This window comes from Sphingopyxis sp. LK2115, from assembly GCF_014595975.1.
In the GTDB taxonomy this organism is placed as follows: Bacteria; Pseudomonadota; Alphaproteobacteria; order Sphingomonadales; family Sphingomonadaceae; genus Sphingopyxis.
In genome coordinates this window covers 100,137-114,959 of record NZ_JABWGQ010000039.1, presented here as the reverse complement: position 1 = coordinate 114,959, position 14,823 = coordinate 100,137, and the positions used below count along the sequence as shown (strand labels likewise).

Here is a 14,823-nt window from a genome sequence, read left to right as displayed (position 1 = left end):
GTAAAACTGCCATCACCGGGGCGCGTGCGCAACCTTGCCCATTTACCATAGCCGGGGTTGGCTTGCCGCGTCAGGCGGGTTCCTCGGCCTCGTCGAACTCGTCGAGACGGCGCAGCGCATCGTGCGCGACGCGGTGCAGCGCCGAACGGTTGACGGTCAGCCCGCCCGATCCCTCGCCCGTCAGATCGTCAACGGCAAAGGTCACGCGGGTGCGGTCGGGCGCCAGCGCGTCGAAGGTGAATCTGAGCCCCGTCTGGAGCGCGCCATCGTCGACATTGTAGATAAGGTGCGCCTCGCGCGGGATTTCCATCGCGACGGCAATTTTCACCTTATAGGCGTCGGGCCGCTGCTTCGGCGCCATCAGCTCGAAACCCGGCTCGCCCTTGTGCACGACAAGTTCGTACAGCCGCGTCGAACCGCCATTGGTCACCAGCGGCAGGCCGCTGAAAGCGCTCCCGTCGCCGAACATCCTGGCAAAGACCTCCTCGCGCGGCGCCGCCACCGTTCGGCTCTGGTTGGCAAGTTCGATGACCTTGCCGCATCCGGCAGAAGCCAGCAGCGAGGCCAGCAGGATCAGACGTCGAATCATGGCCAGGCCCCCTTGCAAAGCCCGGACGGCCTATACCGCACTGTTTGAAAACGGCGTAAACGCCTTTGCCGCCGTTGCCGGGCATGGCGAACCGATGTGCGATCGCGACGGTCCGCCGCTGCTGTTCGGCACCGCGCTTGCTTAATCGGCCCCGCCAACATCCGCGGCGGGCGCTGGCGTGACCTGTGCATAGACAAGCTGCCACTTGCCGTCGCGCCAGCGCCAGTGATCGGCGAAACGGTGCCGGTCGACGAACGGCTCGCCGTCGGCGACGCCGCGCAGCGTGTTGGTCGCGGCAAGCAGCGCGCTGTCGCTGCTCGTGATCCAGCGCGGCTCGGCGGGTTCAAAGGGTTCGATACGGATCGACGGTGCGGCGAGCGCGGCGATGAACGCTGCCTTGTCGCCCGTCGCGCCGCTGCCGCGCACCCACAGAAAATCGTCGGCGATCAGCCGCCGCAACGCCGCCTCGTCCTTCGCCGCGATCGCCGCGTCGAACGCCGCCGCCGCCTCGCGATAGCCTGCGGGCGTTGCCATGGTCGCGGCGGGATCGGCCGATGAATCGCACGCCGCGAGCAGGAACAGCAGCAGCGGAGCCGCCAATCGCATCATCGTCGCCATATCCTTCACCTATCGCCTCGGCAGATTCATCGTGGCGCGGACGGCGGGCCGCGCGCAACTACCTGCCACGTCAACGCCCGGCAAAAAGGGCGCCCGGTTCCCCCGAACCGGACGCCCCTTGCCGATTTGGCCGACCCGCGTGCGGATCAGGCGCTGTAATACATGTCGAACTCGACCGGGCTCGGCGTCTGCTCAAAGCGATAGACTTCGTTCCACTTCAGTTCGACATAGGCCTCGATCTGGTCCTTCGAAAACACGTCGCCCTTCAGGAGGAAGTCGTGGTCGGCCATCAGGCTGTCGAGCGCTTCGCGAAGCGAGCCGCACACGGTCGGCACTTCGCGCAGCTCTTCGGGCGGCAGGTCATACAGATTCTTGTCCATCGCCTCGCCGGGGTGGATCTTGTTCTGGATGCCGTCGATGCCCGCCATCAGCAGCGCCGAATAGCAGAGATAGGGGTTCGCCATCGCGTCGGGAAAGCGGAACTCGACGCGCTTCGCCTTGGCGCCCGCGCCATAGGGAATGCGGCACGACGCCGAACGGTTGCGGCTCGAATAGGCGAGAAGCACCGGCGCCTCGAACCCCGGAACGAGCCGCTTGTAGCTGTTCGTCGTCGGGTTGGTGAAGGCGTTCAGCGCCTTGGCATGCTTGATGACGCCGCCGATGAAATAGAGGCACATGTCGCTGAGGCCGGCATAGCCGTTGCCCGCAAAGAGCGGCTTGCCCTTTTCCCAGATCGAAATGTGGGTGTGCATGCCGCTGCCATTGTCGTCCTTGATCGGCTTGGGCATGAAGGTCGCGGTCTTTCCATAGGCGTGCGCGACCTGCTGCACGACATATTTGTAGATCTGCATGCGGTCGGCGGTCTGAGTCAGCGTGCCGAAGGTCAGGCCCAGTTCGTGCTGCGCCGCGGCGACCTCATGGTGATGCTTGTCGCACGGCAGGCCCATTTCAAGCATCGTCGAGACCATCTCGGCGCGGATATCGACCGCGCTGTCGACCGGCGCGACGGGGAAATAGCCGCCCTTGGCGCGCGGGCGGTGCGCAAGGTTGCCGCCTTCATAGCTGCGACCCGAATTGGTCGGCAGTTCGATATCGTCAATCTCGAACCCCGACTTGTTGTATCCGCTTTCGAACCGGACATCGTCGAACATGAAGAATTCCGCTTCGGGGCCGACGTAGGCCGTGTCGCCGATGCCGCTCGACGCGAGATAGGCTTCGGCGCGCTTCGCCGTCGTGCGCGGGTCGCGGCTATAGCCTTCGCCCGTCGACGGCTCGACGATGTCGCAGAAGATCACCAGCATCGGCGTCGCCGAAAAGGGATCGTCATAGACCGCATCGAGATCGGGCTTCAGGATCATGTCGCTCTCGTTGATCGCCTTCCAGCCCTCGATCGACGAGCCGTCGAACATCAACCCGTCCTCAAGCGCGTCCTCGTCGATCACCCCGGCGCACATCGTCAGATGCTGCCACTTGCCCTTGGGGTCGGTGAAGCGCAGGTCGACCCACTCGATGTCATTTTCCTTGATCCGCGCGATGATGTCCTTGGGCTTCGTAGCCATGGTCTATATTTCCTTCTTGCATAATGGTCCGGCGTGCCGGGGATTGCTGGGATGAAATCGGTGCGGGCCGGTCAGAGCGCGTCCTCGTTGCGTTCGCCGGTGCGGATGCGCAGCGCGGTTTCGACCGGGATGACGAAAATCTTGCCATCGCCGATGCGGCCGGTCTGTGCGGCGGCGGCGATCGCCTCGACGACGCGCTCGGCCATCGAATCCTCGACGATCACCTCCAGCTTCACCTTGGGCAGGAAATCGACGACATATTCGGCGCCGCGATACAGTTCGGTATGGCCCTTTTGCCGCCCGAAGCCCTTGGCTTCGGTGACGGTGATTCCGCTGACGCCGACTTCGTGCAGCGCTTCCTTCACCTCGTCGAGCTTGAACGGCTTGATGATCGCCTCAATCTTCTTCACGCGTCTCGTCCCCCCACTGGGTCTGTCTCGTCGCTCGCAGTCAAAGCCGGATCAGGCCAGCCTGGTCCGGTTCTCAAGCCCTGAGTCGCTGCGAGGCCCCGTCATCTTGCACCAATCAAGAGCCGTGCCAATTGGCGAATCGCGCGCTTTCCGCAAGTTTTGCGACAGGATATTGCGGCACTGCCCACGCGGTGGGCATTGGAGCGAATTCGCTGCCCAAAAAAGCGGCATCGTCGCCGCGGCGGCTCACAAGGGCGGCGACATTTCCTTCGACACGGCTTTTGTCTAGGGACAGGGCCATGACCGTCACTGTCGCCGCTCTCTATCGCTTCGCCTCCTTCGACGATCCCGCCGCGTTGCGCCAGCCGCTGCTCGACCTGTGCGCCGCCGAAGCCATCAGGGGCACGCTGCTCCTCGCGCGCGAAGGGATCAATGGCACGATCGCCGGCCCCGACGCCGGCATCGCCGCGGTGATCGCCCATATCCGCGCGCTCCCCGGCTGCGCGGCGCTCGACGTCAAATATTCGATCGCCGCGGCCATGCCTTTCGGGCGGCTCAAAGTGCGGCTGAAGAAGGAAATCGTGACGATGAAGGTGCCGGGGCTCGACCCCGCGCGCCACGCCGCGCCCACGGTCGATCCCGCCGACTGGAATGCGCTTGTCGATGACCCGGACACCGTGCTTATCGACACGCGCAATGCGTTCGAGGTCGGCTATGGCAGCTTTGCGGGCGCCGTCGATCCCGGCACGCGAAGTTTCGGCGACTTCCCCGACTGGTGGCGCGCCAATGCCGGGCGCTTTGCGGGCAAGCGAATCGCGATGTTCTGCACCGGCGGCATCCGATGTGAAAAATCGACCGCCTTCCTGCGCCGCGAAGGCATTGAGGACGTCGTCCACCTGAAAGGCGGTATCCTTGCCTATCTCGACCAGGTGCCCGCGTCCGAAAGCCGCTGGCACGGCAGCTGCTTCGTCTTTGACGAGCGCGTCAGCGTCGGGCACGGGCTGGTGGAGGTGGGCGAAAAGTACTAGACCGGGCTGGCAACCCGCGCCGCGCCATATTCGACCCAGCCGAACGGACGTGGCGTCCTGGGCATATAGGCGGCGCCCCGCCGTTCGACCGCAAATCCTGCCGCCGCATAGGCGTCACCGATCGGGCGCGTCAGGTGGCAATTGCCGCCGATGCGCTTCCACACCGGTTCGATCCGCCGCTGCCATTTCGCGACCCCGCTGTCGGGTGCCGCGCCATGTTCGAGGAACAATGCGGTCCCGCCGGGTTTCAGCACGCGGCGGATTTCGGCGAGCACGGCGGCCTGATCTGTAACCGAGCAAAGGGTGAAGGTGGTGACGACCGTATCGAAACGCGCATTGTCGAACGGCATCGCCTCGCCCGCGCCGCCGCGGATGTCGGCCGCGATGCCGCATCGCGCCGCCGCCGCGCGGCTCATCGCCAGCAGTTCGGGCGAGGGGTCGAGCCCGGTGAAACTCGCAATCCGGTCAGGACGGTAAAAGTCCATGTTGATCCCGCCGCCGCAGCCGAGTTCGAGCACATGGCCACACGCTTGCGGCACGACCTCGCTCCTCAGCTTCATGATCTGCCCCTGCGAACAGGCGCATTTGATCAGGCGCGGAACGCCGTGCCTGTCCCACCAGCTTGCCATTGCCTCGCTCTCCCCTCGGCTCGAAACCTGTCCCTTGCCAGCGCGCTTGGCAACACCCATTTGAGCCTGTCACGAATCCCGTCTTCCCGTTCGTGTCGAACCCTGCGGGGACATCTCGACTCTGCTCGATGCGAACGGATATGGGGGTATCGCAATCGCCGTCATCCACACAGAAACAGGATCGTCATGCCCAGCACCCATCATACGAAAATGCTCATCCTCGGCTCTGGCCCCGCCGGCCTGTCGGCCGCCATCTATGCCGCGCGCGCGGGGATGCAGCCGATCGTCGTGCAGGGGCTGCAACCCGGCGGGCAACTGACCATCACCACCGACGTCGAAAATTATCCCGGTTTCGCCGAAGTGATCCAGGGCCCGTGGCTGATGGAACAGATGACGGCGCAGGCAACGCACGTCGGCACGACGATGATCTGGGACACGATCGTCGACGTCGACCTGTCGCAGCGTCCATTCCGGCTTACCGGTGACGGCGGCGACGTCTATCTCGCCGAAACGCTTGTCATCGCGACCGGTGCGCAGGCGAAATGGCTGGGCGTTCCCGGTGAACAGGAACTGGGCGGCAAGGGCGTGTCGGCCTGCGCGACGTGCGACGGTTTTTTCTATCGGGGCAAGAAGGTGGTCGTGATCGGCGGCGGCAACACCGCTGTCGAGGAGGCGCTCTACCTCACCAACCACAGCGACGATGTGACGCTGATCCATCGCCGCGATTCGCTGCGCGCGGAAAAGATCCTGCAGGACCGCCTCTTTGCCAATCCGAAGATCAAGGTCCTGTGGAACAAGCAGGTCGAACGCTTCGTCGCTGGCGAGGGCGTGTCGGGGCTCGTCGGCGTCGACCTGATCGACACCGTCACCGGCGCGGCAAGCCACGAGCCGACCGACGGCGGCTTCGTCGCGATCGGCCACAGCCCCGCGACCGAATTGTTCAAGGGCAAGCTGCCGCTCGACGACGACGGCTATCTTCAGGTGACCCCCGGCACCTCGCTGACTGCAATCCCCGGCGTCTTTGCCGCGGGCGACGTCACCGACAAAATCTATCGCCAGGCTGTCACCGCCGCGGGCATGGGCTGCATGGCCGCGCTCGACGCCGAACGCTTCCTCGCCGAAGCCGAATATCACGCATTGGTGGAGGCTTAGAGCGGCGCTCGCCAGCATTGAGGTCGGGGCGCTTGTGCCCCATTCTCCCCGATGCTAGAAGATTTGGGCATCACGCGGGGGCGGGAGGCAGCGTTATGATACAGTCTGCGACGCGGGGGGACGCCATTCCGAAACCGATCGTCGGATCGGCAGCGCCCTGGTTCAAAGCGAATGTTCTGGACATCAACCCGCAATATACTTTTCACACCGTTGCCGGACGCGCGATTGTGCTGTTTTTCATGGGGACCGCGACCGACGAAGCCGTCCGCGCCGCCCATGCCAAGCTGATGGCCGATCCCGATCGCTTCGACGACGTCCGCTGCTCGTTCTTCGGGGTGACTCTGGATGTTGCGGACCATAGGTCCGGGCGGATCACGACGCGGATACCCGGTATCCGCTACATCCTCGACAGCGACCGCGCGGTCAGCAACGCCTATGGCGCATGTGCGGCCGACAGCGACCATTATGAACCCTATATCATCGTGCTGGACCGCCAGTTGCGCGTCGCCGGACGCTATCACCTGCCCGACACGGACAAGGCACTCGCACTGATCGATCATCTCGCTCAAGAGGGTAAACCCGATGACTGGGCGCCGGTGCTGTCGGTGCCGCGCGTTTTCGACCGCGCGACCTGTCAGCGACTGATCGATCTGTACGATACCGAAGGCGGTCAGGATTCTGGCTTCATGCGCGACGTGGACGGCAAAACGGTATCGGTCATAGATCATGCTCACAAACGCCGGTCGGACATCACGATCAAGGATCAGGACTTTTGCCGTGCACTCAGCGCCCGGGTGCACCATTGCCTTCGTCCGGTCATCAAGCGCGCATTCAACTTCAACGCGACCCGGATGGAGCGCTACATCGTCGCGTGTTATGACGCATCCGTCGCCGGTCACTTTCGTGCCCACCGCGACAATACGACAATGGGCACTGCGCACCGCCGCTTTGCGGTGACAATCAACCTCAACGATGATTTTGACGGCGGTGAGCTTCGCTTTCCCGAATTCGGCGCGCGCACCTACCGCCCTGCCCCCGGCGGTGCGATCGTCTTTGGCTGCGGGCTGCTCCATGAAGCGACCCCGGTCACACGCGGGCGGCGCTACGCGTTCCTGCCCTTTTTGTACGACGACGAAGCGGCGGCGCAACGCGAGGCGAACAATCAGTATCTGGGTGAAGGAGTTGGTGCCTACCGGCAATGACCCAGCGGCGCGCGTTAGAGTTCGATCGAAATTTTCACATTTTGCGCTTTGATCCCGGCAAGCGCCGCAATGCTCAGCTTGGCGGCATAGATCATGATGCTGAGTCGCTGCGGATTGGCGATGCCCGCGGGCAAATCCCCTTGCTCCAATCCAGTCGCTAGCATCGCTTCGACTTCGTCGTCGGGAACCGCCACATCGAGTCCGCCGACCAGTTCGAACTGCGAGATGCCGAGGACGTTCGCCAAGACGCGCAAATTGCTGAGCCGCGGCTGCGTCTTGCCCGATTCCCACGCCCAGATCGTCGGCCGACTGAGGCCCGTCCGCATCGCCAGTTCCGAACGGCTGATGCCGCATTGCTCGCGAAAACGGCGAAGCCGGGTCGGCAGGGGCTCGGTACCATCAAAATCGACGGGGCGGGCCGAGGCGCTCATGAACTGCGGGATTTCCGCCTGGTGCGGCCGGTAGTGCACAGCGGCAAAGCGCGACCACCCCACGGTTTGACCCGGATCGACAGATGGTCGTTATTACCGATGACGTTGCTATCCATTGAAGCCCCGGAATCCCGCGCCACGATCGACGTCACTTGGCAGATGCGCCGGTTTTCGGTCATTCCCAGATGGGGACATCCGAAAATCGCCCTGTCCCGCGATCGTACAAACTGGAAGCTTTGCGCCCGCGGACGCCCGCTAGAAAGCCGTGCCCAACGAAATGGAGAATTTTTTTGAACGATCGCCTTCCTGGCGCACGAGAGGCTGGGCAATATTGAACCGCAATTTCCCCGGTCCGGCATTCAACGACACCCCGAAGCCGACCGCAACACGGGGCTTTGCCGAGTTTCCGATCAACCGCTCGCCGGCAATCAGCTCGTCTGTGGACGCGCCGAACACCGATCCTGCATCGACGAAAACGCTGGGCGTAATGCCGATTTTTTGCAGAGCGGGTTCCCCCCGGAATGCGACTTCCAACCGCCCGGCATAATAGGCGCGGCCGCCGATCGCCGTCGGCGGCGCAACAGGCGCCTTAAGCGGAACAACCTTGGGTCCGATCCCGCGCAGATCGAAACCGCGCATGCTGTTGCCGCCGATGTAAAAGCGGTCGAACAGCGGGACCGTCCGCCCCCCGATCGGTTCGATTATTCCTCCCTCCAGCCCCAGCGAAACGTCCAGCATATCGCCGATGCGGTGATGGAAACTACCGGCCGCGCGAAAGCGGGCAAAACGCGACGTGCCTCCCGGACCGGCAATTTCAGGCGTTAGCCGGAGTTGAAAGCCGCGCGTCGGATCGACGGCGCTGTCGCGCCGGTCGAGCACGAATCCAATGCTAACGATCGAACTGGTCGATCGACCCAAAGCGTTGCAAAAGGGACTGCCATGCAGTCCGACGTCGCATCGCGCATTTTTCAGGCGGATCAGGAAATCCTCATCCGAATAGCGGTAGTTTACGGCAACCCGCAGCCCGCGGCCCAGCGGTTTTGCGGCATAGAAATTGACGCCGCGCGCCGTCTGCCGAAACACCGACGACTTGCGTTGGGCATCGAAACCGACGGCGGTCGACCGCGAATAGAAAAAGGTCGGTGCCAGCGACAATCTGCTGCCCATGAAATTGGCATCGGCGAAGCCAAGTTCAAACAGGCGCTGGATTTTCGAGTAGCGCGCCGACGCACGGATATCGCGGCCCGGCGCGCCGATGTTGGTGCGTGCAATCTTGACCGTGCCCACCGGTCCTTCGAGCGACGAATAGCCGCCCGAAAAGGCAATTCCGCCGCGCGGCAGCGTCTCGATCGACAGAAGGTCGGCCTCCCCGGCCTGGCCGTCGGCGCCGTCAATGCCGGTCACGGCTTCGGACGGCGGCGCTACACCATCCTCCTCTACATCATCGCTCGGTGCCGACGCCGTGCCCAGCTTCGAAGCTTCGGGCCTGCCGCGCAGTGCGACGCGGCGGGCATCCGCATCGCCGAGCCAGGGGGCGGCAGAGACATCGGCCTCGAACGCGGGGAAGCGGCGCATGCTGGCCGCTGCCTTGCGGCCGACGCGCTTGGTGCCGCCGATGGCGAAGCATGGCGGCCCCATCCGGTTTTGCGCGGCCACCACGCACGCAAGATTCACCATGTCTGCAGGCAGCGCGGGTGAATCGAACGCGGTAATGCTGGCAGAAGGATCGAAGCGGAGTGCAATGCCCGGTGCCAACCCCACAGGAAAGCCATTTGCTGCGCCGCGCGATGCACGACTGCGTTTCGCCACCTTCGTACCGCGTGCAATAGCGGTCGCCTGCGGCGACGGCACCGCTCGCATGCCTGCGAGCTTATCCTTCCGGGCGTCAAGGCAACCGCCGCAATCGGCCCGCCCCTCGGGCGACTCGGCTGCCGTGTGCGCCAGCAGGGCTTGACGGCGGTTCCCGGCATCGCCGAGCCAAGCCGCACCCGCGAGATCGACATCGACGCTTGCCAAGGCTTCGCCGAACGCCTTAGTCGGCGCGCCGTCGGCCGATTCATCGCCGTCGCGCGCACCGGCCGGGGACAGGTCCGCCACAGCGGCGATCGGCGCGTCCCAATCGATCACCACCGGTGTATGTTGCGCAAAAGCCCGATTTTCATTCGGTAGTCCGGGGGACGCTCTGGTTTCGGCCACGTCCGATGCGGGCGACGCCTTCAGCACGATGCGCCCCGAAACGTCCGGCTCCGCCGTGATGGCAGTATTGACCTCCCCAGGCTCGTAAGGTCGGCCTTCCTGGAGCGCCAGCACGCGGACCATCGCCGTCGAGTGGAAAAGCGGAGCATAAGGCGGAGTCTGAACGATCTCGCGCTCGCGCGCATAGAGCGGCGCGGTTTCGCCGACGCAGAATGTCGCCGCGACGCCCAGCGCGGTGCCTTGCACCGCCTGGCGAACGCGTCGGAACGATATTCCGTTTGCCGCCAACATCTTTCCCCTGTTTTTCCGACCGGTTCCAGCTTTCACCTTTGCCTCAGCCGCGTCGGGGTCACCCCTCGCGGAACGACCGGTTGAAACTGTCGATCATCGGCTGAAGCAGATATTGCAGCAACGAGCTGGCCCCAAGGTCGATATAAACTTCGGCCGGCATTCCCGACATCAACCGGACGTCGGGATATTTCCTGAGCTGCGCCTCCGATATCTCGACAATCACCTTGTAATAGATTTGCTGCGCGTCCCTGTCGTAAATCGCATCAGGACTTACTTCCTTGACCGTCCCGATCAGATTCGGGATCACCCGCGCCTTGTACGGCGTCAGCTTGACTTCCGCCTTAAGCCCCTTGTACACCACGTCGATGTCGATCGGACGCAGTCGCGCCGATACAACGATCTTCTCAGACGTGGGCACGATATCGAGGATCGGCTGGCCGGCGCCGATCACGCCGCCGGGCGTAATCAATCGCAGGTTCGCCACGCGCCCGGCGATCGGCGCGACGACCTGTTGGCGTGCGCGAATATCGCTGCTGACCGTCAGCTTCTCCCGCGCTTCGGCGATCTGCAATTGCACCTGGCGCTGCAATCCGGTTGCCTCGAGCACGGCTTGCCCACGTAGCGACACCATCTGGGCGCGCGTTTCGCCAATTGTGTCGCGGAGTCGGTCGAGGCTGTTGACGAGCTTGCCGCGTTCGCCGTCGACCAGCGCCTTTTGCCGCTGCAACGCGAGGAGCCGGGATTTGCGTTCCAGCCCCTCGTCGACGAGCATGTCGACGCTCATCTGTTCGTCGTCGAGCAGCTTTGACTGATCGGTCAGCGCCGCGATCTGCGCACCCAGGCTGCGAATGTCGGCGTTTGATTGCCCGATCCGCTGCGACAATATCTGCGTCTGCTCGGCAAGACCGCGCCGCCGCGAGGCAAATTCGGCGTTGGACGCCGAAATGATCTCCTTGACCTCAGGGTCGCTGGCTGCGGCCAGCAATTCGGCCGGGTAGCGGACCGCGGGCAGCCCCAACCGCTCGGCCGTGAGCCGCGCGTCCTGCGCCAGCAGACCGTAAAAATTTGTCCGCAGCGCAGCATCGGATGCCTCGCTCTGTGTTTCATCGAATAGCACAAGCGGCTGACCCGCCCGTACCTCCTGTCCTTCCTTCACCAGAAACTGGCGCACGATGCCGCCCTCCAGATGCTGGACTGTGCGGCGACCTCCCCCTTCGGCTTCGAGGAAACCGCTGGCAATGGCGGCGCTATTAAGCGGCGCGGCCCAGCTCCAGACCGCAAATGCGAGCATGAACAGACCGATCGACGCCAACGCCAGCCGCATCGATCCCTTTACCCGCGGCCCGGCGGCGGCCTGATCGGGGGGCGGCAGCGCCAGGCGCACCGGCTCGCCGTCTTCGCCAAGGCGAAAGGGAATGTTCATGCTTCCATCCCCCCCTGCTTGAACATCGCGGGATGGGACTTGCCCGGCGGGCCGGGCGGCGGCGCTTCGCCCGGCGCAATCGCGCGCCGCTTGCCCGCCATTTCCTCGACCACCGCGCGTGCGTCTCCGAATTTCGCCACCTGACCGTCCATCATCAACAATATCTTGTCGGCCAGTTCGAGCAGATTGGCGCGGTGCGAAACGATGATCGTCGTCATGTTGAGCGCCTTCAGCTTCTTGATGGTGCCCAGCAATGCGGCGTCGCCGCGCGCGTCAAGGCTGGCATTGGGTTCGTCGAGCACGATCAGCGGCGGCAATCCGAACAACGCGCGCGCCAGCCCTATCCGTTGGCGCTGGCCACCCGACAGCTGATGCCCGCCATCGGTGAGCACACAGTCATAACCGCCGTCGAGATGCAGGATCATTTCGTGACAATCGGCCAGTTTCGCCGCCGCGATCACGTCCGCGTCGCGCGCGTCGGGCCGGAATCGCGCAATATTCTCGCGGATCGTTCCGGGGAGCAATTCGACGTCCTGGGGCAGATAGCCGACATTTGGCCCGAAATCGCTGCGCATCCAGTCAAAGGTATCGGCGCCGTCGAGCCGCACATGCCCTGACAAGGGCTTCAATACTCCGACCAGGAGCCGCGAAAGGGTCGTCTTGCCCGACGCCGACGGCCCGACGATCGCCAGCGACGTGCCCGGCGCAATCGCGAAGCTGACATTTTTCAGAATCGCCCCCTTCATGCCGGGTGCCGCATAGGTCAGATTCTCGACCGTAACCGCTCCCGACGGTTTCGGCAGCACCATCTGGGATGGCCGCGGTGTCGGCAGGTCACAAAAGCGCGACAGGCGCTGCAGACTTTCACGCGCGAGGACGAACTGTTTCCAGAAACTCATCGCCGCCTCGATCGGCGCGAGCAACCGTGCGATCAGGATCGATCCCGCGATCATCGCGCCGCCGGTCAATTGCTGGTCGAGCACCAGCAAGGCACCGATGCCCAGAACGGCAATCTGCACCAGATTACGGACGAACTTCATCCACGCCAGTATCTTGCTCGACTGGAACTGCGTTGCGTCGACCGCTTCGGTTTCTTCGATATAGCGTTCGCGCCAGTGGGCTATTGTGTCCTTGCCCATCCCCATCGCGTCGATGACCTCGCTGTTGCGGACCAGCGCGTCGGCATATTGCATGTTGTTGGTGGCAAGCGCCTGAGTATTGCGGATAGCCGTACGGGTGATCCGTTCATTGTACCAGGTCAGGCCGAAAAGCATCGCCGCGCCGACGGCCGACAGCAGCCCGAAAACCGGGTGGAGCAGAAAGACGACCAGCAGGTAAAGCGGCACCCACAGCATGTCGACGACGCTGAACACCGTCGGGGTCGAGATGAAATTCTTTACCTGCGTCAATTCGCGCAGCGCCTCGAGTCGGACGTTGGGCGCAATCAGCCGTTGCTCGAGCGAGCGCAGGAGCAGGTCCGGGCCCATTTGCTGCGCCATCCAGGTGCCGACCCGGTTGGCAACCTGTTGCCGGATACCTTCGAGCATCGCGCCCAGCGCAACGACCAGCGTGATTGCGAGAGCGAGGAAGAACAGCGTGTCTTTGCTCTGACTGGTCAGAACGCGGTCAAAGACCTGCATCATGTAAAGCGACATGGCGAGCGCCGCCATGTTTGTGATGGCCGAGAACAGGATCAGCCGCACGGCGATCGGTTTCTGCGGAATCAGCAGTCGTTTGAGCAAATTGTCCGGATTGCCGGACGCCTGCCTGGCGGCGAGGAGATTCCAGCCCATCGCTATCGCCCCGGATGGGCGGGGCTATCCGCAGCATTTTGCGGCAGCACCAGCCCCGAGATCAGGCCGGCCAGCTCCATCTGCCGGCGGACCCCCAGCTTTGCGCGGACGCGCTTGAGATAGGTTCGCGCTGTCTCTTCCGACAGGCCGCAACCCTCCGCCGCGTTTCCAAGGCTGTTCGATTTCAGGAAATGAACCAGAAATCGCTGTTCGGACGGAAGCAAACCGAGCGCCTCTAGCAACGACGCGGGCGCATCTACCTTGCCCGGCCCCATGATGATCACCATCGCGCAGCGTGTCATGCTGTCGCCGCGGCGCGACCCGGCCGAGATGACATAAGCCAACCGCCACTCGCCATCGCGGCAATCGAGGCGGAATACATCCTCGACCGGCTCATCGGGCGACGCGGTGGCCGCGCGTCGGATACTTTCGCGAAGCCTTTTTGCCTGGTCCGGATTGGCAGCGATGATCGCGCCGTCGGCGGCACGGATCAGCCATTTTCGTTGTTCGATCAGTCTTGTTGCTGCGCTGTTCAGGAACAAGGGCTGCGCATCGGCCGCCAACAGCGCCATCGCCATCGACACCCGATCGAACATTCCTTCCAGCATGGCGGAGCGCTGCGATTGCTTGGCCAGTTGTGCCACCCCGGTCGCCGACGCGGCGAGCAACGGTGCGATCGACTGCAGCGAAGCTGCATCGGCGTCGCTGAAATGGGCCGCACCGCCGTGCCGGAAAAACAGCGCGCGAATGCTTTTGCCGTCGCGCTTCATCTGGATCGCGATCCCATGGTGATGCGGGCCATCGGCCTCGGCATTATCCGGCCCCGCTCCGGCGCCGAACAGGGCACCGAAGAACTGAAAATGATGTATCGGCTGTTCGCCGATCCGGCCCCAGACGTCGCCCGTCATCGTCAGCAGGCGCCGGGTCGCCGCCTCATCGTCCCGCACCTGGTCGAATCCGATCAGAAAGGCATGGCGCTGCTGTCCGGTGCCAGGAAGCGTGACGGTTAAAATCGCCGAAGCGACGTCGAATTGTGCGAGATAATCGCGCCAAAGTCGGCGGGTGTTCGCTGCGACGTCGACCGACAGCGGCTGTTCCGCCTTGTCGTACAAACCTTCGCCGCCCGCAACATCTTCTGACAGGTGCGGATCGTCACGGTCCGCATCGATATATTGCGTCGAAAAATCCACGGTCGCAGACATTTTTGGCCCCCAAAAAAACACCGATCCCGAAGCGATGCCGAAGCTCGCCACAGGCGTTTCACGCGCGACCATAATGTCTGGCGCGATGGTCTGGTTACGGGCCAGAACGCTCGCGCCGACCGGGGTTGCCTGAAGCTTTTGTCCCCCGGAACTGGCTGTCGATTGACGCGAATCTCTCGATAGCGTCGCCCGCCGTGACGGATGCTGGCGACACCCTTTGTCTATTTCGATTCGGCGGAACGAGTCTATTATCCCCTCGGACATATCCGTTAGGGTAGTATCCCGTTCAGCCGCCGCGCA

General features: G+C 63.7%; 14 protein-coding genes. 4 read left to right on the top strand and 10 right to left on the bottom strand.

Annotation, left to right across the window (positions count from 1 at the left end; genetic code table 11):
* Positions 1-70 precede the first annotated feature (70 nt).
* Positions 71-589, bottom strand: a complete 519-nt coding sequence (locus HUW43_RS07080) for a hypothetical protein (protein WP_188236725.1) — start codon at positions 587-589, stop codon at positions 71-73.
* On the opposite strand from HUW43_RS07080, the gene HUW43_RS07075 reads away from it, so the two are divergent.
* Positions 588-734, top strand: coding sequence for a hypothetical protein (locus tag HUW43_RS07075; RefSeq protein WP_188236724.1), 147 nt, complete (start codon positions 588-590; stop codon positions 732-734). The two genes, HUW43_RS07080 and HUW43_RS07075, sit on opposite strands and share 2 nt — an antisense overlap.
* Here the strand turns inward: HUW43_RS07075 and HUW43_RS07070 are convergent.
* From HUW43_RS07070 to HUW43_RS07060, 3 genes are all read right to left on the bottom strand, one after another.
* Positions 731-1,198, bottom strand: coding sequence for a nuclear transport factor 2 family protein (locus HUW43_RS07070; protein ID WP_188236723.1), 468 nt, complete (start codon positions 1,196-1,198; stop codon positions 731-733). The two genes, HUW43_RS07075 and HUW43_RS07070, sit on opposite strands and share 4 nt — an antisense overlap.
* A gap of 155 nt (positions 1,199-1,353) precedes the next feature.
* Entirely contained in the window at positions 1,354-2,766 is a 1,413-nt protein-coding gene (gene glnA / locus HUW43_RS07065) for a type I glutamate--ammonia ligase (RefSeq protein ID WP_188236722.1), read from the bottom strand.
* A gap of 71 nt (positions 2,767-2,837) precedes the next feature.
* Positions 2,838-3,176: a P-II family nitrogen regulator gene (locus HUW43_RS07060; RefSeq protein WP_037518110.1), complete on the bottom strand. Its 339-nt coding sequence runs from the start codon at positions 3,174-3,176 to the stop codon at positions 2,838-2,840.
* 299 nt (positions 3,177-3,475) lie between these two features.
* Here HUW43_RS07060 and HUW43_RS07055 point away from each other — a divergent pair, with 299 nt between their 5' ends.
* Entirely contained in the window at positions 3,476-4,204 is a 729-nt protein-coding gene (locus HUW43_RS07055; protein ID WP_188236721.1) for a rhodanese-related sulfurtransferase, read from the top strand.
* On the opposite strand, the gene HUW43_RS07050 is transcribed toward HUW43_RS07055, so the two are convergent.
* Positions 4,201-4,833: a class I SAM-dependent methyltransferase gene (locus tag HUW43_RS07050; protein ID WP_188236720.1), complete on the bottom strand. Its 633-nt coding sequence runs from the start codon at positions 4,831-4,833 to the stop codon at positions 4,201-4,203. The two genes, HUW43_RS07055 and HUW43_RS07050, sit on opposite strands and share 4 nt — an antisense overlap.
* A 186-nt stretch (positions 4,834-5,019) precedes the next feature.
* Here HUW43_RS07050 and trxB point away from each other — a divergent pair, with 186 nt between their 5' ends.
* Both trxB and HUW43_RS07040 read left to right on the top strand, forming a co-directional pair.
* Complete coding sequence (gene trxB / locus HUW43_RS07045; RefSeq protein WP_188236719.1) at positions 5,020-5,985, top strand: thioredoxin-disulfide reductase; 966 nt, start codon at positions 5,020-5,022, stop codon at positions 5,983-5,985.
* A gap of 95 nt (positions 5,986-6,080) precedes the next feature.
* A complete protein-coding gene (locus tag HUW43_RS07040) occupies positions 6,081-7,187 on the top strand; it encodes a 2OG-Fe(II) oxygenase (RefSeq protein WP_188236718.1) in 1,107 nt (368 codons plus the stop codon).
* 14 nt (positions 7,188-7,201) lie between these two features.
* On the opposite strand, the gene HUW43_RS07035 is transcribed toward HUW43_RS07040, so the two are convergent.
* The 5 genes from HUW43_RS07035 to HUW43_RS07015 all read right to left on the bottom strand — a co-directional run bounded on the left by HUW43_RS07035 (position 7,202) and on the right by HUW43_RS07015 (position 14,787).
* Positions 7,202-7,618 (bottom strand): helix-turn-helix domain-containing protein, encoded by a 417-nt coding sequence (locus HUW43_RS07035; protein WP_188236717.1) that lies wholly within the window; start codon positions 7,616-7,618, stop codon positions 7,202-7,204.
* A gap of 255 nt (positions 7,619-7,873) precedes the next feature.
* Positions 7,874-9,937 carry an outer membrane protein assembly factor gene (locus HUW43_RS07030; protein WP_223181354.1) on the bottom strand — a complete coding sequence of 688 codons (2,064 nt, stop codon included), beginning with the start codon at positions 9,935-9,937 and terminating at the stop codon, positions 7,874-7,876.
* Positions 9,938-10,163: 226 nt separating this feature from the next.
* The gene (locus HUW43_RS07025) at positions 10,164-11,528 is read right to left on the bottom strand and encodes an HlyD family type I secretion periplasmic adaptor subunit (RefSeq protein ID WP_188236715.1); all 1,365 of its coding nucleotides are present in this window, start codon (positions 11,526-11,528) and stop codon (positions 10,164-10,166) included.
* Positions 11,525-13,321, bottom strand: a complete 1,797-nt coding sequence (locus HUW43_RS07020; protein WP_188236714.1) for a type I secretion system permease/ATPase — start codon at positions 13,319-13,321, stop codon at positions 11,525-11,527. Before HUW43_RS07020 ends, HUW43_RS07025 begins: the two co-directional genes overlap by 4 nt.
* 2 nt (positions 13,322-13,323) lie before the next feature.
* Positions 13,324-14,787: a helix-turn-helix transcriptional regulator gene (locus HUW43_RS07015; RefSeq protein ID WP_188236713.1), complete on the bottom strand. Its 1,464-nt coding sequence runs from the start codon at positions 14,785-14,787 to the stop codon at positions 13,324-13,326.
* Positions 14,788-14,823: the final 36 nt, after the last annotated feature.